This is a genomic window from Archangium violaceum Cb vi76 (genome assembly GCF_000733295.1).
GTDB lineage: Bacteria > Myxococcota > Myxococcia > Myxococcales > Myxococcaceae > Archangium > Archangium violaceum.
The window spans coordinates 1-23766 of sequence record NZ_JPMI01000253.1 but is presented as its reverse complement, the minus strand read 5'-3'; the positions used below and the strand labels follow the sequence as shown (position 1 = coordinate 23766).

Here is a 23766-nt window from a genome sequence, read left to right as displayed (position 1 = left end):
GGGGGCCTGGAGCTTCACCATGCCCTGGCTGCTCAGTCAGGGCGCGCATACTGTCGAGGCCATCGCCACGGATGCCGCTGGCAACATCAGTCCGCCCTCCGCGGCGATTTCCTTCACCGTGGAGCTCCCGCCGGATTCCTCTCCCGGGGAGGACCCGCCCGCCAGTGGCTGCGGCTGCGCGAGCACTTCTGCCTCCGCTGGCTCCTGGTCCCTGTGGGGCCTGGGTCTCATGCTCACCCGCCTGCGTTCGCGGCGCCGCCCCGCGTCGCCCTCGCTGACGGGCGAGTCGCGGAACTGAGGCGAAGCAGGCTTCGTCCAGAGCGAGCCACGTCGCGCCAATCACAATCACGAGGAGAAACACATGCTCATCGAGGCGGGAAGAAGCATCCCCTGGACATTCAGGGGACTGACGGTGTCGACGGCCTTCAGCCTGCCCCTCGAGGAGACCATGACCCGGGAGCTGAAGGTCACCTACGCCGAGGAGCGGGCGGACTTCTTCCGGCCCGTGCTCCCGGCGTTGGAGGATCCAGCCCTCCAGCGCCACAGCCACACCGAGTACGTGAATCTCGGCCTGGAGACGACGCGGGACTACGTGCTGGGTGGACTCGGCAAGGGCCGCTGGGTCCTCATCGAGCTCGTGCTCCGGGAGCGCTCCAACGAGCCCCAGGGCTACCTGCTGGAGATGGTGGACGTCCAGGACGCGAGCACCCACCCGGACTGGCTGGCGGAGTACCGCCGGCAGAAGAAGGCCCGGCGCTGAGAGTCTGCTAGAGAACCCGGCACATGCCCCGCTCATCCGCTCGCGTCGTGTTCGCGCTGTTGACCTGCACGCTGCTCATCCCCTCCTGTCATTCGACACCCAAGCCCACGGGCGAATGCACGGGCACCTACCTGGGCCGGAGCGTGACATGGCCCCTCACCTTGAACTCCTACCAGCCGACCTTGATCGATTCGGACGGGAGCGCGCATACGCAGGTCCAGCTGAACTACACGCCCAACGGGGTCTCGGGGCTCGTGAACTGGGGGGCCAGGATCACCCTGACGGGCGAGCCCCGGTTCGAGGCGAGCTCCTCGCGGACCGTGAAGCTCCAGCCACAGCAGGAGCGCCTGGTCCCCGAGGAGACATCGCTGGTGCGCGGGTGGGAGGGCTTCACGAGCCAGGGAAGCGCCTACCCCACCCCGCCCGGAGTTCCGGTGGAGGGCTCCGTGACGCTCCGCCGGGTGACGCCGGACCACGCGGAAGGTCAGTTCGTCTACCGCTACGAGGACGGAGGCATGCTGACGTGCACCTTCGATGTGCCGGATCGCGTCCATGAAGAAGATGAGCAGGACAGCGGCGGTGGCTGTGGTGGGGGTGGGGGTTACGACGATGATGATGACGATTGAGCTCTGAGGAGAGGCCCCTCCAGTTTCGCCTATCCTTTTCAATCACCCCCGCGGTGTTGCTATACGGCGACGCATGATGAAGACCGGCGGATGTGCATGCGGCGCAGTGCGGTACGGCATCACCCTCGAGCTCACGCCGGTGACGTTCTGCCACTGCTCGAAGTGCCGTCGATGGCACGGGCACGTCGGCGCCTACACCGCCGTCGATCGGCCCGGGTTCGAATTGACTGAACAGCGCGGGCTGCGGTGGTACGCGGCGTCCGCAACAGTCCGGAGGGGCTTCTGTGGTGAGTGCGGGTCGAGCTTGTTCTGGGACGAGGAGGGCGCGCCGAAGATGTCGATCTGCGCGGGGACATTCGACGCCCCGACAGGCCTGACGCCGAAGGCGCACATCTACCTGGGCAGCAAGGGTGACTATTACGAAGTGCCCGACGATGGGCTCATCCGGAGAGAAGAATTCACCCGCTGAAGCTCCGCCGCATCCAACGCCAATCTTCATTCCTCGCCCTCCCTTGCCTTCCCCAGGTAGGACAATTGCTGTCGGATGATCTCGTCTTCCCGGAAGTAGCCCAGGAGAGCGACCGTCAGCACATCGGGCGTGCGAAAGCGGTTCTCACGATCAAACTTCCCCACGCTCAGGCCCTCCGTCGCGAGGAACACGCTGAGCACCGCGGTCGAGTAGACATCCCGCACCTTGCCAGCCACGTCCTCGGCGAGATGGTCTGGATATCGCGACTGCCATCGCGCGATCTGCTCCTTGATGACGAGATGCTCCTTGTTGAGTTGAATCAGGTGCTGGGTCTCGAGCCACTGCGCGAGGTGATTCTCCTGGTCCTCGAAATCCGTCTTCTCGCGCCACTGGACCTCGGGGAGCTGGCGAGGAGACGTCTTCCGCCGCGCGTTCTTCTGATCGCTCCCCTCCGCGAGCGCCTCGATGGGCGTCTTCTCCACGGGGTCATGTGACCGGCTGTCACCCTGCTCGCTCGGCGTTCTGCCCTCACGAGCGTCGACCACCAGCCCCACCCCTCCGGAGATGGGCAGATTGACGTCCACGGACTCGTCGCCCCCTCCTTCCACCGTCGACAACTTCCGTTGCTTGAACTTCTTGCCCCAGAGGTTCAGATACTGTGACAGCCGCCCCATCAGTCTCGATGTGATGTTCGAATCATCCTTCTGATCACCAAAGGCCTCGGCCAGTGCCTGGCGGATCGCCTCGGGCATGTGCTTGGAGAACTCAGCCAACCAGTCATTCGTGGGCACGGACCGGTCGGGTGTCCCTGAGTACTTCAGCGCGCTGCGCGCGCTCTCCGGATACACCCCCCGTACATCCGGTGGAGCATCGACCGGGGGCTCGAGGACGACCCACAGCCTGGTTCGCACGGCCTGCGGGGTCACCCCCATGGTTCGGTAGAACGCGTGATGCGACGTCACGTGGTAGAGCTCGTCCTTGTAGAGGATGCCGATGAAGCTCGTGCTGGGGCCCTGCGCCTGATCAGGCATATCGCCGTGCTTCAAGAAGAACCAATGCACGCGCGTGCCGTCCTGGAGGGGCACGGTGCCTGACAAGACCTCCGCCCTTCCCTTCCTGCGCGCCTGGGTGATGTGGACCCGGCTCCCGTACAGCGTGATATAGGCGCCCCTTCGAAAGTCATCGTCGAGCGCGAGCCGGCCCGCGCGCGCATCATGGGGCCACTTGGTTTTGTCGCGGTCATTCAAGAATCGATTGACGGTGACCTCGGCTCCTTCCGGGAGCACCCAGAACCGCTGGTTCAAGTAGTGGATGAGGTTCCTCGACGCACCGTGCTCACTCGGACGATTGGGGTCCCCCTCGACGGTGTCATCCTTCGCCGAGCCGCCGAGCAGGACGATGACGGTTCCGTGGTCCTCGATGAAGTCAGGCTTGACCTTGCTCCAGTCGCAACCATGCTCGGGGTCGTCGAATGGCTCGACGACATTGTCGTCCCCATACTCCTCGAAACTGCGCAGGCCGTACTCACCAGTTCGTGGACTCTTCTGGATCCAGATCATGGAGGCCTTGCCATCGACCCAGGAGACGATGACGAGTCCGTGGGGATTCCAGGGCATGAGAGAGATCTTGGCCCCAATGCCAAAATTGTCATGCTCGCCACCGATGCGCTTCTCACCATTGCCGGCATACGAGAAGTACTCGTAGAGCTGCTTCTCCGTCATGCCCTTGCCGTTGTCGGCGATGAGCCTCCGGTAGACTCCGAGGCGCTCGACGGCCTGATACTCGACGCCGAAATGAACCTTCGTCGCCCCGGCCTCGAGTGCGTTCTTCAAGGTCTCCCGAGCCCACTGGAATGCCTGGCATTCATTGTAGGCCCGGTTGATGAAGTGTTGAACCTCCTTGTACTGCACTGGCCGAAACGCCATTCTTTTCCTCCCCCGAGGTGATGAGTCCCGAAGCGACGACGGCATCCCGCCCGGCCGCGCGGAGGACACGGCCGTGGACGACATCAAGGCCCCAGAGTAACCGCTTTGACCGCGGCCTCCACTTCCCTGAAAAAAGGAGGTGTGAGCGTTGCCGCGCTCGTGCCCGACCTGGCAGGTTGGCTCTCCATCCGTTCGCGGCGACGAGCCGCCTGTATGGGCAGGTCTGGACGATTCCCCTGTGTGATGCGGAAGCTGCCCGAGTCCAAGCCTGGAACCGCCATTCTCGAAGGCTCTGTCGCAGCGGCGTTTGTCGTTGATGCGTTCCGGTGACGCGCTCGCTTGGCTCACCCGCCCTGCACCGCTGCCGAGCTGTTTCGGAGCCGACCGGGGCGCGTGCGGAGTGGCTTGAGCGGGCCGCCCTGACGCCTGCCGCGAGAGTGCAGGGCATCGGGGCGGCCAGCAAATCCCGTAAGCCGTGCCGAGCCGCATGGGGGCGAGCGCCCGCCGATCTCCAGGAAGCGCTCGTAGGCTCGCAGAAGCGCGTCCAGGTGCGTGGGGTTGTCCACGTCGAGCGGCGCCTCCGTGAACTGGAGGTGCGCGCCCCACATTCTACGGGTTGCGGCCCTGCGCTCCCCGGAGCAGTTCGAACGCGGTGTCCCCTATTTGGGAATCCGATGCACCGCGCGGCGGCAGGCGGTCGCGGGCGGGCCGGTCGTCCTCGTCCGGGGCCTCTGGATCGGCGCCCGCGTCGAGAAGCAGCCTCATCATCGGGATATCCAGCCGCGATGCCGCAAGCCCGAGCGCAGTGTATCCGGCCTGCCCGCCCCATTCGTTGATCGTCCTGGTGGCCCCAGCGCCCAGGAGGAGCGCGGCGATGCCCAGAGCGCCCACGCCCGCGCACGCCCGCAGCGGCGTGTCCCCTTCGCTGCTACGCACGTTGGGCTCAGCCCCCGCCTTCAGGAGCGCTTCGACTGCCGCCTGCTGGCCTTCGAAGACCGCCACCAACAAGGGGGTCACGTCCCGCCCGACGTTCCATGCGTTGACGTCGGCGCCGTGCTCGAGGAGCGCCATGAGTACGTCGAGCCCGCCTCTCTCCGCGAGTTCGTTGATGGCCACATGCAGCGGATGCAAACCCGGCCACTGCGCCTGCGGCTCGTTCGGATCGGCACCACCGGCCAGCAGCGCCTTGACCCGGGACGCATCGTGCTGTTCGATCGCCGCGAAGAGTTCTTTCGACATGGCTCATAGCTCCGCCATCGGATGACCAGGGGCGCAATTCTGGTCTTGAAGCTTCCTGGTATTCGCCAAGGCCTTCTCTACTTCGGTGATTGCGTTCTCATGGCTTGGGTCGGGCTTGCCTCCAAAGCATTCTTTCTGAATCTGCCACCGCTTCTCCGCGTCCTGACGCTCAAATTCATCCATGAGCCGCCGCGACTCCTCCGCTACGTCCAGCAGCCGCGCCTCGTACTCCCGCTGAGCGTCGACCCACTCCGGGCGACGGTCGATCTCCGGCCCGGCGGTGCTGAAGGGGTAGAGCAGGACGAGGCCCACGAGCAACGGGCCCACCCGGGGGAGGAATTCAGCCAGCGTCCTGGCGCGTCCCGCCTGCGCGACGCCCTCCGCCCCCCTCACCACCTCGGCGGCGTGCCCGCTCGCTTTCGCGGCGCGCGAGAAGCGCTCGAAGGCTCGTTCCGCTGCGGTGAGCTTGCGGTCCAACTGTTCCCACTGACGCGGCTCGATGTCTTGGCGTGCCCGAGACAGCAGGGCCCTGGCCTTGTCCAGGTCCGCCTTTCCAATCCACGACCGTTCTGGTGTCGGCTCCATCGGCGCGGAAACGAGCCGGATGCGCGGGCCCGAGGTGGGAGTCGACGCGAAGGCGTGGGGCCGTGGCATCGACCGCGGGGCGGGCGCGCTCGCGCAGGCTGAGGCAAAGAGCAGAAGTGCGAGGCACGCTCGGAAACGCATGGATACGTCCTCCGATCAATTCAGGACCTGAAGGGTCTTGGTGGAACTGTTCGGAGTTATGCACGCGCAATCTGACAACGAGGGGTTCCAGGGGGGCCGGAGCGCGGAACCTGGCGCGGGAGGGCGCCAGCGGCGCGGGGCTTGGGCTCGGTCCGGTACTCCAAGGGACGACGCAGCGTCATGGGAACCAGGACAGTGGGCGCGGCGCGCTCCAGTACGGACACGGCGGAGCAGAGGGGCAGTCATCGCTCACGTGCCGCGCGTGAAGCTGTTCAAGACGGAGAAGCCCCCCTTCGACTTCCTCACCTTCGAGGAGGCCGAGCACGTGCTCGACGCCGCTGAGCCGGAGTGACGAACGTTGATGCTGTTGGCGCTCAAGACGGGGCTGCGGCATGGGGAAGCTGATCGGGCTCCAGTGGGGCGACGTGGACTTGCAGCGCGGCAAGCTCAAGGTGCGGCGTACCGTCTGGCAGGGTGTGACGGGGCTGCCGAAGGGTGGACGGGAAAGAACGGTGGACCTGCCGGGCTCGGCAGTGGACGCGATCGAGGGACACCGGCACCTGCGCGGCCCTTACGTGTACTGCCAGGAGGACGGCCAGCCGCTCACCGCTGGCATGACCGAACACCGCCTGGAGCGGGCACTGAGCCGAGCGGGCATCACGCGCGAGCACGGGTGCATCACATGGCACGACCTGCGGCACACCTACGGCAGCCACCTCGCAATGAGGGGCGTTCCGCTCAAGGTCATCCAGGAACTGATGTGCCACGCGACCATCGAGATGACCACGCGCTACGCCCACCTCGCGCCGGAGGCCCGGGAGAGCGCGGTGCAGCAGTTCGACCGGCCTGTGACCCAACTCCACGCCGCACCGGCCAGAAACGCCGGAGGGGCACAAGGAAAAACCCAGCAACCCCTTGGAGATTGCCAGGCCTTCCAGGTTCTCCCCGACGGGATTCGAACCCGTCGGCTGCCACACACGGCCCTGCCCCGGGAGGCGGGAGCAGTCACCGCCACGCCTCACGGTGCTCCCATTTCCGCTCTCCGAGGGCAACGCGCCTTCCCGAAGTGAGCGCGCCACCACCCCACTCGCGCCCCCTCCTCCTGGCATCCCCGGTGCACGGCTGACACATGGGAAGCAGGGGGGGAACATGAAGCAAGGTGTGCACTGGAGTGTCAGGGGTGTTGCCGGGTGGGCGGCGCTGATGCTGCTCGCTCGGTGCGGCGGGGAGACGGGCGATATGGCGGGGAACTCGCGGTGCCAGGAGTCCTCGGCCCTGGAGCCGCGGCAGGTGGACCTCGCCCCCACGGACGACGCGTATGTGGAAGAGGGGCTGGAGGAACCCCGCTCCGGCGCCGAGCGCAAGCTGGTGGCGGACAATCTCTCGCGGCGCTCGGCCTTCCTGCGCTTCGAGGTGCCCGCACAGCCGGGCCCGGTGCGACGGGCCACGCTGCGCCTCTACGCCATGGACGGCAGCACGGACGGGCCCAAGCTGTACCCGGCCACCACGGACTGGAGCGAGGACAGCCTCACGTGGAGCCAACGGCCCTCGGTGACGGGCGGCCCCCTCGATGACGTGGGCGACGTGCCCCATGGCAGTTGGGTGGAGTACGACGTGACCTCCTTCGTGACGGGCAGCGGGCCCTACGGCTTCGCGCTCACCACCGAGTCCCGTAACGGCGTGGACTTCGCCTCCAAGGAGCACGTGCGCCTCGAATGGGCACCCCGGCTCATCCTGTCCGTGGAGGCACCCGCCTCGGAGGAGTGTGCCGCCAACCCATGAGCGGGTCGCAGGGTTTACACGCCCGCCCGGGTTGAAGTAGGGGACGCGCATATGCCCATCCTCGCTCTCGTCCGACACGGACAGTCCCTGTGGAACCATGAGAACCGCTTCACCGGCTTCGTGGACGTGCCCCTGACGGAGAAGGGCCGCTCCGAGGCCCGCCAGGCCGCCGAGTCCCTCAAGAGCCTCAAGTTCGACGTGGCCTACACCTCGGCCCTCACCCGCGCCCAGGAGACGCTCGCCATCATCCTCGAGTCGCTCGGCCAGCGCATCCCCGTCATCCGCGACGCCGCCCTCAACGAGCGCCACTACGGCGACCTCCAGGGCCTCAACAAGGAAGACGCCGCCAGGCGCTGGGGCGATGACCAGGTGAAGAAGTGGCGCCGCTCCTATGACATCCCGCCCCCCAATGGCGAGTCCCTGGAGATGACCGCCAGGCGCGTGCTGCCCTTCTACGAGCGCGCCATCAGCGGCGACCTGCGCCAGGGCAAGAACGTGCTCGTGGTCGCCCACGGCAACTCCAACCGCTCCCTGGTGATGAGGCTCGACAAGCTCACCGGCGAACAGGTCGTGGGCCTGGAGCTCGCCACCGGCGTGCCGCTCGTCTACGAGCTGTCCGCCGAGTGCGAAGTGCTCCGCAAGCACTCCTGAGCCCGCGCCCAAAAAAAACGGGGAGGAGCCGCCCCCAAGCAGCTCCTCCCCACGGCACTACCCCCAGTACACTGCTCCCCCCAACCCCCCCAACCCCTACCCGCCGCCCTCGACCGACCCGCCCGTCCTGCCCCACCCGCCCGTCCCAACCCCACCCAACCCGTCCTGCCCCACCCGCCTTACGTGGATGAGATAGAGCATTCCGCGTGCCAGCGGATTTCCGGGGGCTGGTGCTTGTGATTTCAGGGGGTTGGCGAGACCTGCACCCAGGGACGAGGCCAGAGTCGGTAAGAAGTACATCGGTAGGAGTTACAGAAGGGGAGCCCGGGGCCCGAGGCACCCTCACCCCGACCCTCTCCCGGAGGGCGAGGGAGTGGGCGCTCGGAGTGGGCGCTCGGAATGGGCTTCTGGATTGGTGGGGAGTCACCAGAGCAGCGTGAGCAGTCCGGCCAGGCCCACGAAGAGGAAGTAGAGCGACTCGCCAGCGATGAGCCCGCCGCCCACCAGCGAGGTCGTGCTCATGTCCTCCGGCAGCGCCTCGCCCTCTCCGGGCGAGCCCGCCGCGTGCGGCGCCGCCTTCTTCGTCAGCGTGTTCCACAGCGAGGACAGGACGCCGCCCGCGCCGAACCAGAGCGCCGCCGGCAGGTTCACGAAGCCGCCAAAGGACGAGGCATACGGGCTCGACAGCAGCACCGCGTCCATCGTCCAACCCACCGCATAGCCCGCCCGCGAGCCCTTCAGGAAGGCCTGGTAGCGCGCGTGGCGCTTGAGCAGCTTGCGCGCCACCTCGATGACGAAGCCCAGCACCAGGCCGAAGAGCAGCGCCTTCACCGTGTGCTCCGACAGCGAGCCCAGGCTGCGGATGGCGCCCACGAACTTGTAGGTCATCGCCGAGCTCCACTGCCCCACCGGAGCCCCCGGGTTGTCCAGTTGGTTGATGGCCAGCACCGGATAGGCGCTCATGAAGACACGCGCCAACCCCACGCACAGCACCGCGCCCATGACGATGCCAATCACCTGGTAGCGGAATTGAATCGTGCGGTCCGTCCCCAGCCGCCAGCCCGTGGAGCGGTCCTGCTGCATGTCACAGCCCACCGAGGTGGAGATGAGCAGGATGCTCGCGGCCATCACGCCCACCAGCGGATTCTTCAGCCCCAGCAGCGACATCAACAGCACCGAGATGACGAAGGCGCTGGAGATGGGATTCTGGTCCGTGATGCCGTAGGCGATGCCGTTGACGAGCACGAAGAGCAGCGACAGCCCCAGGCCGAAGAGGATGAAGCCCAGGGGCTGCTCCAGCAGCCGCGTGGCCACCACCACCACCGCCACCGCCCAGAAGCCCACCCAGCCGAACAGCTTCGGCAGGCTCACCTGCTTCCACGCGGGCACCTCGTCGGCCGCCACCTTCGCCCGGTTGCGCACCCGGTCCACCGCCTGCACCGCCAGCAACGACAGGTCCACCACCGCCGCGCCGCAGATCATCGCCAGGCCGATGAGGAAGCCAATCTTGCGGAACGGCTCGTCCGCCCCCAGCCAGCCGATGCTCCGCAGGTACGGGGTGAAGGCATGACCCAGGAGGCCGCCCACCACGGCCGGCACGGTGATGCGGCTGCCCACCACCATGCCCGCGCCAATGGTGGACGCGCTCAGGCCCGAGGCCCCCACCGCCGCCACGCGCTCGGTGAGCGCCGCCACCCCCGCGCCCAGCCCCGTGCCTCCGCCCAGCTTGGCGATGGAGGCCTTCAGCAGCCGCTTGTCCGTGAGCGCCCGCAGGATGTTGGCCACCGCGTAGCCCGACGGGTAGTCCAGCTGCAACCGGTCCACCAGCAGCGGCGTGTAGAGCATTCCCACGCCCACGCCGAACATGCCCACGCACCCCACGAAGAGCATCAGGTGCCAGGCCGGCGGCTGCGGCATGCCCAGCCACACCATGGCCTGGATGAGCACGGCCATGGCACACATGGAGGCCACCGACGCGGCCATCGTCTGCATGTAATTGGCGCCGTGCTTGCCCTCGGGGCCGTAGCCGTAGGTGACGGCACTGCCGAGGATGCCGGCCAGCACCTGCCCGCCCACGAAGAAGCCCAGGCTGAAGTTCATGTACGAGGCGGCGATGCCTCCCAGTGGCCCGAGAATGAAGATGGCCACCGCGCTCAGCAGCAGGTGGAACTTCCACGTGCCCGGCGTGGGCAACCAACCGAAGCGCGGGGCATCGCCCTCGGGAGAGCCCACCGCGTGGGGCGTGACCGGAGGCGGAGAGGACGGGTTCGGAGAGAGGGGCTGAGCCATGGATGACGTAGGGTACCGGCCTCAGAGGGCCCCTCCAACCCCGGCCTCAGTGGGCGCCCGACGCCAGGGACCGCTCCTCCCGCTCCAGCTCCGGCAGGCTGAAGCAGAAGGTCGTCCTGCGGCCCGGGGTGCTGGTGGCCCAGAGCCGGCCCCCATGCGCCTCGACGAGCCCCTTGCAGATGTAGAGCCCCAGGCCGATCCCCGCCGCCTGCCTCTGGCCCCCCGGCGTGCGGTGGAAGCGGCGGAACAGCCGGGGCAGCTCCTCCGGCGGGATGCCCGGCCCCTCGTTGGACACCGACACCCGCAGCTCGTCCTCCAGCCGGGTGACCTCGACGTCGATGGGCGTCTGGGGCGCGCCGTACTTCACCGCGTTCGAGAGCAGGTTGGTGATCACCTGGTCGATGCGCAGCGGATCTCCCAACGTCAGCGCCTCGTCCGGTGCGGTGACGCGGATGGGACGGCCCCGGGCCTGTCCCTCCATCCGCCGGGCGCACGCGTGCACGTGCTCCGTGAGCGATACCGGCCGCCGCTCCAGCCGCAACTGCCGCGCTTCGATGCGCGAGGCGTCCAGCAGATCATCGATCATCCGGCGCAGGTTGCCCACGCTGGTGTCTATCCACCGCAGGGGCTCCTCCTGGTGCGCGGGCGGGCCCTCGGGCATGTCGTTGCGCAGCGCATCGAGCGCCAGGGCGATGACGCTCACCGGCTGGCGCAGATCATGGGCCACCACCGAGGTCCACTCCTCGCGCTGGCGCTCCAGCTCCTTGAGCGGGGTGATGTCGCGGAAGATGGAGACGGCTCCGCCCGGCGTCCCCTGGCGCCCCTGGATGGGCGTCGCGCTCGCCAGCACCGGAACGCTCCGCCCGTCCCGCGTCCACAGCGACAGCTCGACTCCCGGCTCCAGCTCGCCACGGGTCACCGCCCTCACGAAGGGCACCTCCTCCCAGGAGAGGGGCTCGCCGGAGGGCCCGCGCAGATCGAAGAGGAACCGGTTGCCAAAGGCATCCACCCCGCCGGAGTCGCTGGCACACAGTGACTTGGCGGCCGCGTTGGCCACGAGGATGTGCCCCTGCTCGTCCAGGATGAGGACGCCGTCGGGCATCTGCTCGATGATGCTCATGAGCCACGCGCGCTGGAGCGCCTCGGAGCGCCAGGCCTGCTCGAGGTCGAGCCCGGCCTGGTTGAGCCTGCGGGACGCCGACCAGAGGAAGGGCAGTCCCATGAAGGTCAGCATGCCCGTGACGAGGGCGAAGGCCGTGCTGGAGGAGTAGAGGCCGGCGCGCGTCCCCAGCAGGGACAGGTGGCCCACCACGTAGGGGCCGAGCAGCAGGGGCGGCAGCAGGCGGCGCACCATGACGCTGCCCGCGTGCGCTCCGGTGAAGGTGCGCATGAGCCCCTGGGTGGGCCGCGTCCCGAGGATCCCGAGGCTCAGGACGAAGAAGACCGTGCACGTGTGCAAGGCCATGCCAATCCCGGCGGGCAGGCCCGGCAGCGTATGGAGTTGGGAGGCGCCCGTCCCATAGCCAATCAGCGCCGTCCAGGCCAGCAGCGCCACGGCGAGCGCGAGGTACTGCGCGGGCCGGCGCTCCCTCCGCGTCTCCACGTCCAGCAGCAACAGGGCAAGGCCGAGCAGGAGGAAGCAGAGCGCCGTCTGGGGAGAGGGAAGCCGGGACGTGGGCGGCAGCCAGAGGAAGAGCCCGCCGAGCCACTCCCGATGAAAGACATAGTCGGCCAGGACGAGCGCGCCGAGCAGGCTGGCCAGGGCGGCGCAGACGCGGCCCGCCCAACGCCGGAACGGTGACGGAGCGACGGGGCACAGCAGCCCCAATGCCGTGCCCGTGAGGATGAGCCCGGTCGCGGTCGCTGGAACCATGGCGGGCATGCCCGGCACCAGGACCTTCAGGCCCTCGATTCCGAAGCCCCAGCCGCCCACCAGGACGACGGCTCCCACCAGCATGGCGGTGCTCGCCGCGATGGATGCCAGCCGCAGGAGAAACCTCAAAATGCGCGAGTCCACCGACAACGTCATTGGAAAGGTAGTGTACTGAAAGACGGCGGGATTATCCGCCTCCCTGCTCGCCATCCATAGGACTGGCCAGGAGGGGCACCGATGCGGTGGCAAGGGGGTCGTCGCAGCTCGAACATCGAGGACCGGCCCGGCTCGGGTGTAGGACGTCCGCTGGCCATTGGAGGCGGTGTCACCCCCCTGGTCGTCGCCCTGCTGGTGCTGCTGCTCGGAGGCGACCCGTCCGTCCTGCTGTCCGGAGACCCCCAGGCGCCCGCGGGAGGCCCCGGCTGCTCGAGCCGCTCGGCGTGCGCTACGTTCCGCAAGGGGCTCGAGCAGGGCACGGTCGAGGCGTGTGACACGTTCCGCCGCGCGGAGTGAGCCGAGGGTCTCAGATTCGCGTGAAGGACCAGCTCACCGCCTTGCCCTCCGCGTAGGGCATGACGCCGTGGAAGGCCCTCGGGTCCGCGTCGAACACCAGCGGCAGGAAGTGCCGGTCCCCGTCCCACAGCGGCAGGCTCATGATGTCCTTCACCGGCACCCACGAGAGTGTGCCTTCCACATTGCGCTCGTGCGGCGTGCCCTCGAAGCGGTCGATGCGGAAGATGAAACCCAGCCAGTCCTCTCCCTTGGGGCCGAAACCGGGCCAGTTGATGGTGCCTCGCAGCGTCAGCTCCGTGCACTCGATGCCCGCCTCCTCGAGGATTTCGCGGCGCATGCAGGAGACCACGTCCTCGCCGGGCTCCATCTTCCCGCCGAGCCCGTTGTACTTGCCGAGGTGCGCGTCGTTCTGACGCGCGTTGCGGTGGATGAGCAGCGCCTTCGTCCCGTCCGGGGACATGACGTAGCCGAGCGTGCCGATGATGGGCGTGTAGGGCATGGACAGCGCTCTTATCGCTCGCGCGCCGCTCCGCAAGAAGTCAGGAGGTAGGCGCCTCGCGTCCGACCCCTGGGGGGAACCCGGGAGGCGTGGCACCCTCACCCCGACCCTCTCCCGGAGGGCGAGGGGAGATTGGGCGGAGTGGGGGCATGTTCAGTCCCGGTAACCGCGGGCCTGCAGGTTGAACAGGTGCGCGTAGCGCCCGTTACGCGCCATCAGCTCCGAGTGGCTCCCCAGTTCCTCCACCTCGCCGTTGTGCAGCACCGCGATACGGTCCGCCATCCGCACCGTCGAGAACCGGTGCGAGATGACCAGGGCAATCCGGTCCGCCGCCAGCTCCTGGAAGCGCTCGAACAGCGCGTGCTCCGACTCCGCGTCGATGCTCGCCGTCGGCTCGTCCAGGATGAGCACCTCCGCGTCCTCCCTCATGAACGCCCGGGCCACTCCCAGCTTCTGCCACTGCCCTCCGCTCAGCTCCTGTCCCTTCTCGAACCAGCCGCCCAGCATCGTGTCGTACTGGTTGGGCAACGCCGAAATCACCGTGCTCGCCCCACCCTGCTCCGCCGCCCGGACGATGCGGTTGCGATCCTCCAGCCCCGGCACGTGCCCCAACCCGATGTTCTCCGCCACGCTGAACTGGTAGCGCACGAAGTCCTGGAACACCGCGCCGAACCTCGAGCGCAGGTCCTCCGGCTCCATGTCCTTCAGGTTCACCCCCCCGTAGAAGATCTCCCCTTCCGTGGGCTCGTACAGGCGCAGCAGCAGCTTCACCAGCGTGCTCTTCCCCGCCCCGTTCTCGCCCACCAGCGCCAGCTTCTCCCCCGGCTCCAGCTTCAGCGACAGGTTGTGCAGCGCCCACTCCTTCTTCCCCGGGTAGCGGAACGACACGTTGCGCAGCTCGATGGCGTTGCCCCGTCCCCTCGGCGCCGTGAGCGCGGGCAGCACCCTCGACGCCTCCTGCCCCGTCGGTATCTCCAGGTACGCGAACAGGTTGCTCATGAAGAGCGCCCCCTCGTACATGCTCCCCACGCTCGAGAGGATTCCCTGGAACGCCGTCTGCCCCTGCCGGAACACCATCAGGTACAGCGTCATGTCTCCCAGCGTGATGGTCCCCAGCGCCGCCCGGTTCGCCACGAACGCATAGCACCCGTAGAACGCCCCCAACGACAGCAGCCCCAGCCCCAGCCCCCATCCCATCCGCTTGAGCGCCAGCGCCCGGTCCTCCTGGAAGAACTTCTGGAACAGCGTCCGGTAGCGCCCCAGCACCAGCGGGCCCAGCGAGAACACCTTCACCTCCTTCACGTGATTGTCCCGCGTGAGGATCCACTCCAGGTAGTTCAGCTTGCGCCCCTCGGGCGCCCGCCACGAGTAGAGCCGGAAGCCCTCCGCCGCCAGCCGCGCCTCCGCGATGAACGCCGGGATGCTCGCCGCCACCAGCACCACCACGCTCCACGGAGACAGCGTCACCAGCAGCACCGCGTACGTGGACAGCGTCACCATGTTGCGCACGATGGAGAACGCATCCATCACCAGTGCCAGCGGCCGGCTGTTGGCCTCGCGCCGCGCGTTCTGCATCTTGTCGTACGTGTCCGAGTCCTCGAAGTGCCGCAGCTCCAGTTGCAGTGCCTTCTGCAGGATGCGCTCGTTGAGCAGGTTGCCGAGGCTGGCGCGCAGCAGCTCGCGCGTCAGCGACAACGCCCGGTCCAGCGTCACCGAGCCCACCATCAGCCCGAACTCCAGCAGCACCAGCCGCAGCACCCGCTCGCGCGCGGCCTCGCCCCCGCCCGACTGCGCCGCCACCACCCCGTCCACGATGAGCTTGCCCACCCAGGCGATGGCCGCCGGCACCAGCGCCGCCACCAGCGTCAGCACCCCGAGCACCACCGCCCCCCGGGGACTCGCCTCCCAGAAGAGCCGGAAGGTGCCCGGCAACTGCCGGAAGAGGGTGCCCATGCCCTTGAGCCGGGCTTTCAACGATTGAGGGGGACGCGGGGAGGAAAGCGGTGGAGACACGCCCTCTCTCTAACCCGCCATTCCCACGTGCGCCGCATTCCCGCCACCCCGTGCACCAGGCGAGCGGGCTCCGCGTTCCCGCCGAGGAATCCGCTCGCCAGGATGCCCTCCGGCCAGCTTCCCGGGGTTATGATGGCCGCATCCCTCACCTGGAGACCCCCTCCGATGAAGCGCTTCGTCATCGTCTTCGACAACGAGCCGGCCGAGGCCGCCCCCTGGATGGCTCGCGCCTGCGCCACGTCCCAGCTGACCTTCGTGGACAACGAGGCCATCACCGACGCCGTCTCCGACAACAAGGAGGCCCAGAAGCTGCTCCTCCAGGGCGGCCTGCCTCCGGGCGAGAACCCCAAGCTCGCCCCCTATTACAAGGACGCGCTCGAGAAGCTCGCCGCCGGCAAGCAGCGCGTGGGCCTCTACAGCGTCAGCTGGTTGCTCTACCTCGGCCAGGCCGATGGGTGCGTGCTCGACTTCGCGGGCCTCGAGGAGCAGCGCAAGAAGGGGCTGGCCTCTGGCGTCGCCCAGAAGACCGCCGACGAGTACGTGGCCAAGTACTCCGCCCACCTGCAGGAGCGCGCACGCAAGGTGCTCCCTCCCGAGCGCATCCTCATCGTGCCCGCGGGCGAGAGCGACGCGAAGAAGGCCGAGCTCACCGCCGCCTTCATCAAGAAGCTCGGGTAGCGGGTTCCGCCCAAAGCATCCACCCTCGCCCGCTCGAAGCTCAGGCGCCCCGCGTCCTGAGCCGCTTCAACCTGGCTCGCAACTTCGCGAGCTGTTGCTCCGCTGATTCCCGGCGCCGCGCCTCCTCGGCCGCGCGCCGCGCCTCCTCGGTCGCGCGCCGCCGCAACAGCCTCGCCTCCTTCTTCAGCCCAGCGATGCGCTCGTCCGACTCCAGCAGGGGCGTGCGCCCCGCCCAGAAGCGCAGCCGTCCCTCCTCGACCTGCAAGTCCAATCCCAACTGTTCCGAGTGATAGCGCCCCCTCACCAGGGGAATGGGCCCGTACTTCCTCGGCCCGGACGCCGGCAGCCGGTACGCCATCAACCGCTCCTTCTTCCGGTCGTAGATGAAGTATCCGGGAATGCCCAACCGCGCGTAGCGCCGCACGTTGTACTCGGCGTCCTTCTTCCGGTCGCCCCCCACGTGCACCTCCATCACCCAGTCCAGCCCCTTCCCCTCGGCACTCACCACCCACTTGTCCCGCTCGTGCCGCTCCACGTCCCGCACCGCCAACAGGTCCGGCGCGAAACGCCGCTCGTCCGGGTAATACACGGGCAGCTCCGCGCCCAGGTACATCCTGGGCCTCCGGTGGCGGCTGAAGTGCGCCCTCAGCACATCCAGCGCGCTCACCTTCGCCCCCAGGTGCCGGTCGCCCTCCGGCATGGCCATTTCGTCCCACGTCACCTCACCAGGCAGTGAGGCCACCACCTGCTCCCGCTCCTCCACGCTCATCGCCTCCCACTCCTGCTGGGAGGGTGCTTGGGGGAAGGCCTCCGCGTTGCCCCGCCGGTCGCGCTCCATGTCTCGAAGCGTGATGCGGGTGACCTCCAAGGTCAACCCGTTGCCGCCATCCCCGTCACCCTCGCGACGAGACAGAGCAAGTCGCGGGCCGGGTACTCAATCGAGACTCCGGCGCTCTGGAGCCCCCCTGCTCGAGCGCTCCTGGATGCCCCTCGGACATCCGCGCCACGGGATGCCGCCTCCACGGCACGGGACCAGCACTCCAAGCACTGAAAACGGAGAAGCCGCCGGGGCCCGGGCAATCCCTGGTCCGCGGCGGCTTCCTTTCACCGCACCAGAAGGGGTTAGCGGAGCTTCCAGCCCAGCTCGAGCCACGCCATCGGCGCCGCGTAGTCGAGCCGGTAGTGGCTGCGCCACTCGTAGGAGCCACCCAGCGACACGCGCACCTTGGACACGTCCAGCGCCACGCCCAGGCCCGCCCGGCCTCCAGCCGCCATGGGGCTCGGCGCGTAGAGCAGCGGGCCACCCGTCGCGAACACCTGCAGCCCGAACTTCCCCGGCGACGACAGCAACGGGTACGCCAGCCGCACGTCCGCCAGCAACAACCCAATGGCCGAGGAGAATCGCGGCGACGCCATCGCCGTGAGGCCCAGCCCCGCCCTCAGCCCGAACGGCAGCCCCACCGAGGCGTTCACGTTCACGCCCCCCAGCGGCAGCGGCCCCGAGCTCCCCACGTCCGCCTCACCATGCAAACCCGCGTACAGCTCGAACGAGTCCACCAGCGAGTACGCCGGCTCCGGCTCCACGGCAGGCGTCGGCTCCACGGGCGGCGGCGCGGCCGCCGCGGCCGCCGCTGCCTCGGCCTCGGCGGCCTTCGCCGCGGCCTCGGCTTCGGCCTGCGCCGCCTTCGCCTTCTCGCGATCCGGGCACTCCACCCGCATCTTCTCGAAGAGCTCGTCCATCTCCGCCGCGGGATTCTCCAGCGGCAGGCTCGCCAACTCCTCCTGCTTCAGCGCACGGCAGAAGGACTCCTCCGCCCGCGGCGTCTGCTCGAGCGCCTGGTGCAGCACGCCCTCCATCAACGACACCCACAGCTGCTCCTCCGGGTTCAGCTCCTGCGTACACCCGGGCGTGGCGAGCTCGGCGAGCGCCGCCTCGTACTTGAGCGTGGAGGAGAGCCGCGCCACCTTGCGGATGCAGGTGTTCTTCGTCTTCTCCGGGAGGATGACCTTCATGCGAGGCGCGGCCTCGGCCGGCACCGCGATCAGCGTCAACAGGGGCAGAACCGCCAGCTTCAGACTCTTCATGAGTGATTGTGCTCGTAGCAAAACGCTCCCCCATCGCGAGGAGCCCACGCGCACCTTACACCCACCTGCCCCTCCCTCCCCATGGGGGTCCTTCTCAATTATTCTTGACTCCAAGCATGGACGGCCGCGTCACGCGGGCAGACCCTCACCCCAACCCTCTCCCAGAGGGAGAGGGGGCGTGACGCGGGCTCGACCCGGGAACCCCGGCACCCTCACCCCGTCCCTCTCCCGGAGGGAGAGGGGTGGGTTGGACTTCCTCAGGCTCCGACCAGGCTCTGCTGGAACTGACGCACGTCGCCGATCAGGTCCGCCGCTCCCTTGATGACCTTCGCCGTGCCCAGCACGATCTGCAGCGGGCCCGTGATGCTGTTCAGACCCGGGATGGCTCCCGCCACGTCCAGACCCAGCTGGCCGGCCGCCAGCGCGATGTCGAGCCCATCCTTCGGATCCTTCTGGAGCTCGTCCCACAGGTCCTTCGCGCTGCCAATCGCGCTGCCCGCGCTGATGACGTTGCCCAGCAGCGGCACCGACTTGAGGCCCGCCTTCGCCGCGAACTTCGCCGACTCCTTGGCGATCTTCTCCTTCAGCTCGTCCGGCAGCGCGTCCACGAACCGGCCGAACAGCCGCGTCATGTTCTCGATGCCCTGACGCCCGAACGGCAGCTCCTGGCCCGCCACCTCGAAGTGGTCCCCCTGCGTCAGCAGCGCGCCACCCGCCTCGGCGATCTCCCTCAGCGCCCCGCCGATGTCGCCCGTGGACAGCTTCTCCGCGGCCTCGAACAGGTTGGTCACCGCGCCCGAGTCCACCATCGCCGCGTTCAGCTCGCGGTCCGCGAACAGCTCGCCGAGGCTGCCCGGAATCTTCGACAGCGAGTTGAGGAACGCCTTGGCCGCGTCCGGAGCCGTCTGGGCGATCGTCTTGCCCGTGGTGGCCAGCCCCTTCACGAAGCCGCCGATGTCCCCGTTCTTGAGCGCCCCGAACGCGTCGCCCAGCGCCTTGCCCACCTCGTCGTTGCCGAGCAGGCTCGCCGCCGCGACGATGGTGTCCTTGGCCCAGTCCGGCGCGCCCAGCTTCTCGGCCAGCTTGCCCGCCATGCGCCCGCGCAGCTCCGGCGGCACCTCCGCCAGCGCCTGGCCCAGCGACTTCAGCGCATCGCCCGGCTTGCCCTGGGCGATCTGCTGGCCCGCCTGCATCACGTCGAACACCGCGCCGCCCAGCGCCGCGATGTCCGCGCCGCTCTCGATGCCGAAGGGCGAGAGCTTCTCCATCAGCTGCTTGTTCTTCGCGAGCGCGTTGCCCGCCGCCGTCGCCAGCGCCGGGTTGGTCAGCAGGTCCTTCGTGCCCTGCACCAGGTCGCCCGACATCATCTTGCCGAACGCCGCGTGCACGTCCGGGTTCGCCACCAGCTGGTGGACGAAGTCCTTGTCCGTGAGCATCGACTTCACCACGCCGCCGAAGCCCTCGTCCGGGAGCTTCCCGGCCGTCGTGGTGATGGCCTTCTCGATGATGGACGGCGGCATCTTGCCCGCCGCGGACTGCAGGCCCTTGAGCGCCTCCTGGAAGTCACCCTGGCCCAGCGCCTGGCCCGCCTTGAGCAGGTCCGGCAGCGCGCGGCCCGCCTGGATGAGCTCGGACGGCGTAATCCCCAGGTCGCTGATGTTCTTGCGCAGGCCCTCGGGCAGCTTGTTGATCAGCTTCTCGCCAATCTTGTTCAGCAGCTCCGGCGCCGCCTCGGCCGCCGAGCCCAGCGCGGTGATGCCCTCGTCGATCTTCCCCTCGGAGAAGGCCTTCACCGCGTCGAACAGGTGCGGCGCCGCCTTGCCGGCCTGCAGCAGATCCTGCTGCGTCAGGCCCGCCTGGGTCAGCATCTCCTGGACCTTGGGGTCGTTGCTCAGCGCCGTGAGCGCCGTGTCGCGCGCCGCGTCGTTGCCGAGCAGCCCGCGCAGGCCCTCGAGCCGCGTGGAGTCATTGAAGAGCTTGCCCACCTGGCCGTGCAGGTCGCGGTTGGTGACGAGCTCCTTGAGGAACTTGTCGTCCGTCAGCAGCGTCTTCACCGGGCCCAGGTTGGCCGGCAGCTGCTGCGCGAGCCCCTTGAGCGCCTGCGTGGTGAGGTCCGGCGCGGAGATCGCCGCCTCCTTCAGCGCGTTGAAGGCCTTGCCCCAGTCCTGCTTGGACGCCGCGTCCGCCGCCTCGAACAGGTGCGGCAGCGCCGGGCCCGCCGAGCGGAGCTGCTGCTCGGTGATGCCCAGCTTGGCGAACTGGTCCTTCACGCCCTGCGGCAGCGCGTCCACCACCTTGTTGCCAATCTTGGCGGCCAGCCCCGGCGCGGCCTGCACCGCCGCCTGGATGTCCGCCAGACCGCCCTTCACGTCGCCCTTCTGGATCTTGTCGAAGGCGTCGAAGAGCTTCGGCGCGGCCCGGCCAGCCTCGACCAGGTCCTTGGGCTCCAGGCCAATCTTGGACAGATGCTCCTTGACCTTCGGGTCGTTGCCCAGCGCGGTGAGCGCCGTGTCACGCACCTTGTCGTTGTTGAGCAGCCCGCGCAGTCCCTCCATCCGGGTGGACTCGTCGAACAGCTTGCCCACCTGCGAGTGCAGGTCACGGTTGGTGACGACCTCCTTGAGGAACTTCTCGTCCGTCAGCAGCGTCTTCACCGCGCCCAGCTGCGGCGGCAGCTGCTGCGCCAGGCCCTTCATGGCCTGCGTGGTGAGATCCGGGGCGGCGATGGCCGCCTCCTTCAACGAGTTGAACGCCTTGCCCCAGTCCTGCTTCGAGGCCGCGTCCGCCGCCTCATAGAGGTGCGGCAGCGCCGGGCCCGCCGTGCGGAGCTGCTGCTCGGTGATGCCCAGCTTGGCGAACTGATCCTTCACGCCCTGCGGGAGGATCTTCAGCAGCTTGTCGCCAATCTTGGCGGCCAGCCCCGGCGCGGCCTCCACGGCCTTCTGGATGTCCTCCAGACCGCCCTTCACATCGCCGGCCTTGATCTTCTCGGCGGCGTCCAGGAGCTTCGGCGCGGCCTTGCCGGCGTCGACCAGGTCCTTCGGCTCCAGGCCAATCCTGGCCAGCTGCTCCTTGACCTTGGGGTCGTTGCCCAGCGCGGTGAGCGCCGTGTCACGCACCTTGTCGTTGTTGAGCAGCCCGCGCAGGCCCTCCATCCGGGTGGACTCGTCGAAGAGCTTGCCCACCTGGCCGTGCAGGTCGCGGTTGGTGACGACTTCCTTGAGGAACTTGTCGTCCGTCAGCAGCGTCTTCACCGCGCCCAGGTTGGCCGGCAGTTGCTGCGCCAGGCCCTTCATGGCCTGCGTGGTGAGGTCCGGGGCGGCGATGGCCGCCTCCTTCAACGAGTTGAAGGCCTTGCCCCAGTCCTGCTTGGACGCCGCGTCCGCCGCCTCGTAGAGGTGCGGCAGCGCCGGGCCCGCCGTGCGGATCTGCTCCGGGGTGATGCCCAGCTTGGCGAACTGATCCTTCACGCCCTGCGGCAGGAGCTTCTCGAGCTTCTCGCCAATCTTGGCGGCAAGTCCCGGCGCGGCCTCGACCGCCGCCTGGATGTCCGCCAGACCGCCCTTCACATCGCCCGCCTTGATCTTCTCGGCGGCGTCCCAGAGCTTCGGCGCGGCCGCGCCCGCCTCGACCAGGTCCTTGGGCTCCAGGCCGACCTTGGCCAGCTGCTCCTTGATCTGCGGATCATTGCCCAGCGCGCCCAGCACCGCGTCACGCGCGGGGGCGTTGTTGAGCAGCTCGCGCACGGCGCCCGTGTCACCGGGGTTCTGGATGAGCTTGCCGATGGAGGCGTGCAGCTGATTGTTGGTGACCAGCTCCTTGGCCACCTTCGGATCCGTCAGCAGCGTCTTGGCCGGGCCCGCGGGCAGGTTCTGCGCCAGACCGTTGATGGCCTTCTGCGCCACCTCGGGCGAGGCCAGCGCCGCGTTGCGCAGGTGCTCCAGCGCCTGCTCCGGGTGGCCACCCGCCACCGACTGCACGGCCTTCTCCAGGTGCGGACGCGCCGCCTCACCCGCCTTCTTGAGGTCCTCCTCCGTCAGGCCGATCTTCGCCAGCGCGCCCTTGTCCGCCGCCGCGTTGGGCTGCGTCCCCGCGGGCGCCGTGGTGGAGCCCAGCTTCTCGGCCGTCTGGCCGCGCGCCGTCGAGGTGGGCGCCTTGCCACCGTCGAACCCGTCCCGCGTCTGCGGCTGCCGGACCTGGTTGCCCGCGGTCCGCGTCGTGCCGCCCTGGTTGGCCGTCTGCGCCGTCGTGTTCGGCTTCGCCTTCGTCTCGACCGGCTTCGGCTCGGGCGGCTTCGGCTTCGGAACGTAGGTGGAGCCGTCCGTCTTCTTGATCGACATGGAGAAACCTCGCGGGGGTGCGGCGCGCGCCTGGGGTGTGCCCGGGGCGGGGGATGTACGGGAACCTGCCTATTTACGATTATCGACCTTGTAGGTTTCCAGTTGCGCCCGTCCGACACTTTCGTGGATCACCGGTTTGACCCGGGCGGGCCCCCACTCCACCGGCCCGACGCATGGCGTCAACTCCGGGAGTGAAGGCCCGCCTCGGGGTCCTGGCGCTGGCGGGCGTCAGCGCTTGTTGTCGAAGGCGATGCCCTTGTTCACCTCGTCCAGGGCCTTCTCGGTGAGCTCGACGGCCTTGGCGCGGTGGCCGCCCTTGTCATGGGAGGCGGACTTGAGCGCGGCCAGCGCGTAGCGCAGGTGGACGAGCGCCTCCTCCATCTTGGGCTGCTTCTCGGCGAAGGCGCGCTGGGAGAAACCACCGAGGACGAAGGCCACGGCAACGGCGAGGGCGGTGCGACGCATGGGGACTCCTACGTAGGACAAGGATTGGACGGCGGGCCCATCATCCCCGAGCGCCCGTCAACCTTTCCACAGGCAGCCTGTAGGAACTCCAGGCTTCCCGCCCGGTCGTCACACCTCGGCGCAGGTGGGCGTAAATCTCCCAACGGAAGACGGGGGGCTTGGCGCGTCCAACCGCCGACAAACCCTGTCATTTCGACAGGAGTGGCTCGGCAAAGCCTTTGCAGTAGGCCCCTCGCGAAGTCCATCCGAGGGGGTGCGGCATGCGGGGAGTCATCACCGGACGCGAGGTACTCGAGAACCTGGGCCTCATCTACCGGGAGTTCGGAGCCACCTGCCTGCTGCGCTGTCTGTGGGTGCTCGTCTCCGGGCGCAGCACCACCTTCCTCGAGGTGGCATGCCAGCCCGAGCCCCAGCAGGAGCGTTACCGCTAACGGCTAGGACTCGTCTTCCGGCTTCGACGGCGAAGCGGACGGGGCGAGCGGCGCTTTCTGCACGTAGGTCACCGCCGGACCGCCACCACCGCCCCGAGGCTGACGCGGCCCCCGATCGGGCCGATCGCTCCTCCGCTCCGGAGGACGCCCCCGCGGGCCCTGCTGCCCCGGCTGCTGCTCCGAGGGCCTCGCGCCCTGCTCTCCCCACTGACGCTGGCCTTCACCGTTCCCACGCGGGAAACGATCGCCCCGCGCGCGGTCTCCTCGCGGGAAGCGCTCGCCCTGGGGCCGGTCTCCCTGGGGACGATCTCCGCGCGGAGGCCGCTCTCCCTGGGGACGGTCTCCCCGCGGCGGACGGTCTCCCTGGGGACGATCTCCGCGCGGCGGGCGGTCGTTCCGGGG

General features: G+C 68.5%; 21 protein-coding genes and 2 pseudogenes. 10 read left to right on the top strand and 13 right to left on the bottom strand.

Annotated features, from left to right (window positions below; all coding sequences use genetic code 11):
* From Q664_RS34850 to Q664_RS34835, 4 genes are all read left to right on the top strand, one after another.
* Positions 1 to 298, top strand: a 298-nt coding sequence (locus Q664_RS34850) for an Ig-like domain-containing protein (RefSeq protein WP_235216988.1), incomplete at its 5' end; no start/stop codon positions are given.
* Positions 299 to 361: 63 nt separating this feature from the next.
* Positions 362 to 760, top strand: coding sequence for a hypothetical protein (locus tag Q664_RS34845; RefSeq protein WP_043405760.1), 399 nt, complete (start codon positions 362 to 364; stop codon positions 758 to 760).
* Positions 761 to 783: 23 nt separating this feature from the next.
* Complete coding sequence (locus tag Q664_RS53085; protein ID WP_152622513.1) at positions 784 to 1386, top strand: hypothetical protein; 603 nt, start codon at positions 784 to 786, stop codon at positions 1384 to 1386.
* Between the two features lie 73 nt (positions 1387 to 1459).
* Positions 1460 to 1855 (top strand): GFA family protein, encoded by a 396-nt coding sequence (locus tag Q664_RS34835; protein WP_043405757.1) that lies wholly within the window; start codon positions 1460 to 1462, stop codon positions 1853 to 1855.
* Between the two features lie 26 nt (positions 1856 to 1881).
* On the opposite strand, the gene Q664_RS34830 is transcribed toward Q664_RS34835, so the two are convergent.
* The 4 genes from Q664_RS34830 to Q664_RS34815 form a co-directional block, all read right to left on the bottom strand.
* Positions 1882 to 3780: an ATP-binding protein gene (locus Q664_RS34830; RefSeq protein WP_160174567.1), complete on the bottom strand. Its 1899-nt coding sequence runs from the start codon at positions 3778 to 3780 to the stop codon at positions 1882 to 1884.
* A 344-nt stretch (positions 3781 to 4124) separates the two neighbouring features.
* On the bottom strand, positions 4125 to 4388 hold the full coding sequence (locus Q664_RS62745) for a DUF5953 family protein (RefSeq protein WP_043405752.1): 264 nt from the start codon (positions 4386 to 4388) through the stop codon (positions 4125 to 4127).
* A gap of 1 nt (position 4389) precedes the next feature.
* Positions 4390 to 5019, bottom strand: coding sequence for an ankyrin repeat domain-containing protein (locus Q664_RS53080; RefSeq protein ID WP_052519041.1), 630 nt, complete (start codon positions 5017 to 5019; stop codon positions 4390 to 4392).
* A 3-nt stretch (positions 5020 to 5022) separates the two neighbouring features.
* Positions 5023 to 5604, bottom strand: a complete 582-nt coding sequence (locus Q664_RS34815; RefSeq protein ID WP_160174566.1) for a hypothetical protein — start codon at positions 5602 to 5604, stop codon at positions 5023 to 5025.
* Positions 5605 to 5986: 382 nt separating this feature from the next.
* Between Q664_RS34815 and Q664_RS34810 the strand changes: the two are divergent.
* The 3 genes and pseudogenes from Q664_RS34810 to Q664_RS34800 all read left to right on the top strand — a co-directional run.
* Positions 5987 to 6614: pseudogene (locus Q664_RS34810) on the top strand (tyrosine-type recombinase/integrase); the annotation flags it as partial.
* Positions 6615 to 6894: 280 nt separating this feature from the next.
* Complete coding sequence (locus Q664_RS34805) at positions 6895 to 7527, top strand: CBM96 family carbohydrate-binding protein (RefSeq protein ID WP_152622510.1); 633 nt, start codon at positions 6895 to 6897, stop codon at positions 7525 to 7527.
* 51 nt (positions 7528 to 7578) lie between these two features.
* A complete protein-coding gene (locus Q664_RS34800; RefSeq protein ID WP_043405742.1) occupies positions 7579 to 8178 on the top strand; it encodes a 2,3-bisphosphoglycerate-dependent phosphoglycerate mutase in 600 nt (199 codons plus the stop codon).
* 423 nt (positions 8179 to 8601) lie between these two features.
* Here the strand turns inward: Q664_RS34800 and Q664_RS34795 are convergent, their stop codons facing one another.
* Together Q664_RS34795 and Q664_RS53075 are read right to left on the bottom strand one after the other, a co-directional pair.
* Positions 8602 to 10467: an OPT/YSL family transporter gene (locus Q664_RS34795; RefSeq protein WP_052519040.1), complete on the bottom strand. Its 1866-nt coding sequence runs from the start codon at positions 10465 to 10467 to the stop codon at positions 8602 to 8604.
* 46 nt (positions 10468 to 10513) lie between these two features.
* Positions 10514 to 12484, bottom strand: a complete 1971-nt coding sequence (locus Q664_RS53075; RefSeq protein WP_160174565.1) for a PAS domain-containing sensor histidine kinase — start codon at positions 12482 to 12484, stop codon at positions 10514 to 10516.
* A gap of 93 nt (positions 12485 to 12577) precedes the next feature.
* Between Q664_RS53075 and Q664_RS61515 the strand changes: the two genes are divergently transcribed.
* Positions 12578 to 12853: a neutral zinc metallopeptidase gene (locus tag Q664_RS61515; protein WP_043405739.1), complete on the top strand. Its 276-nt coding sequence runs from the start codon at positions 12578 to 12580 to the stop codon at positions 12851 to 12853.
* Between the two features lie 10 nt (positions 12854 to 12863).
* Here Q664_RS61515 and Q664_RS34780 read toward each other — a convergent pair whose 3' ends face one another.
* Entirely contained in the window at positions 12864 to 13352 is a 489-nt protein-coding gene (locus Q664_RS34780; protein WP_043405736.1) for an NUDIX hydrolase, read from the bottom strand.
* Positions 13353 to 13505: 153 nt separating this feature from the next.
* A complete protein-coding gene (locus Q664_RS34775; protein WP_075207601.1) occupies positions 13506 to 15305 on the bottom strand; it encodes an ABC transporter ATP-binding protein in 1800 nt (599 codons plus the stop codon).
* Positions 15306 to 15530: 225 nt separating this feature from the next.
* On the opposite strand from Q664_RS34775, the gene Q664_RS34770 reads away from it, so the two are divergent.
* The gene (locus tag Q664_RS34770) at positions 15531 to 16043 is read left to right on the top strand and encodes a hypothetical protein (RefSeq protein WP_043405731.1); all 513 of its coding nucleotides are present in this window, start codon (positions 15531 to 15533) and stop codon (positions 16041 to 16043) included.
* Positions 16044 to 16083: 40 nt separating this feature from the next.
* On the opposite strand, the gene Q664_RS34765 is transcribed toward Q664_RS34770, so the two are convergent.
* The 4 genes from Q664_RS34765 to Q664_RS34750 all read right to left on the bottom strand — a co-directional run bounded on the left by Q664_RS34765 (position 16084) and on the right by Q664_RS34750 (position 22933).
* A complete protein-coding gene (locus Q664_RS34765; RefSeq protein WP_043405728.1) occupies positions 16084 to 16881 on the bottom strand; it encodes a Uma2 family endonuclease in 798 nt (265 codons plus the stop codon).
* A gap of 284 nt (positions 16882 to 17165) precedes the next feature.
* Positions 17166 to 18128, bottom strand: a complete 963-nt coding sequence (locus Q664_RS34760) for a hypothetical protein (protein ID WP_043405726.1) — start codon at positions 18126 to 18128, stop codon at positions 17166 to 17168.
* A 257-nt stretch (positions 18129 to 18385) separates the two neighbouring features.
* Entirely contained in the window at positions 18386 to 22468 is a 4083-nt protein-coding gene (locus Q664_RS34755) for a hypothetical protein (RefSeq protein WP_043405723.1), read from the bottom strand.
* Between the two features lie 228 nt (positions 22469 to 22696).
* Positions 22697 to 22933 carry a hypothetical protein gene (locus tag Q664_RS34750; RefSeq protein ID WP_043405720.1) on the bottom strand — a complete coding sequence of 79 codons (237 nt, stop codon included), beginning with the start codon at positions 22931 to 22933 and terminating at the stop codon, positions 22697 to 22699.
* Positions 22934 to 23193: 260 nt separating this feature from the next.
* Between Q664_RS34750 and Q664_RS60225 the strand changes: the two genes are divergently transcribed.
* Complete coding sequence (locus tag Q664_RS60225; protein ID WP_198956325.1) at positions 23194 to 23364, top strand: hypothetical protein; 171 nt, start codon at positions 23194 to 23196, stop codon at positions 23362 to 23364.
* Between the two features lie 3 nt (positions 23365 to 23367).
* On the opposite strand, the pseudogene Q664_RS61510 reads toward Q664_RS60225, so the two are convergent.
* A pseudogene (locus tag Q664_RS61510) lies at positions 23368 to 23766 on the bottom strand (hypothetical protein); the annotation flags it as partial.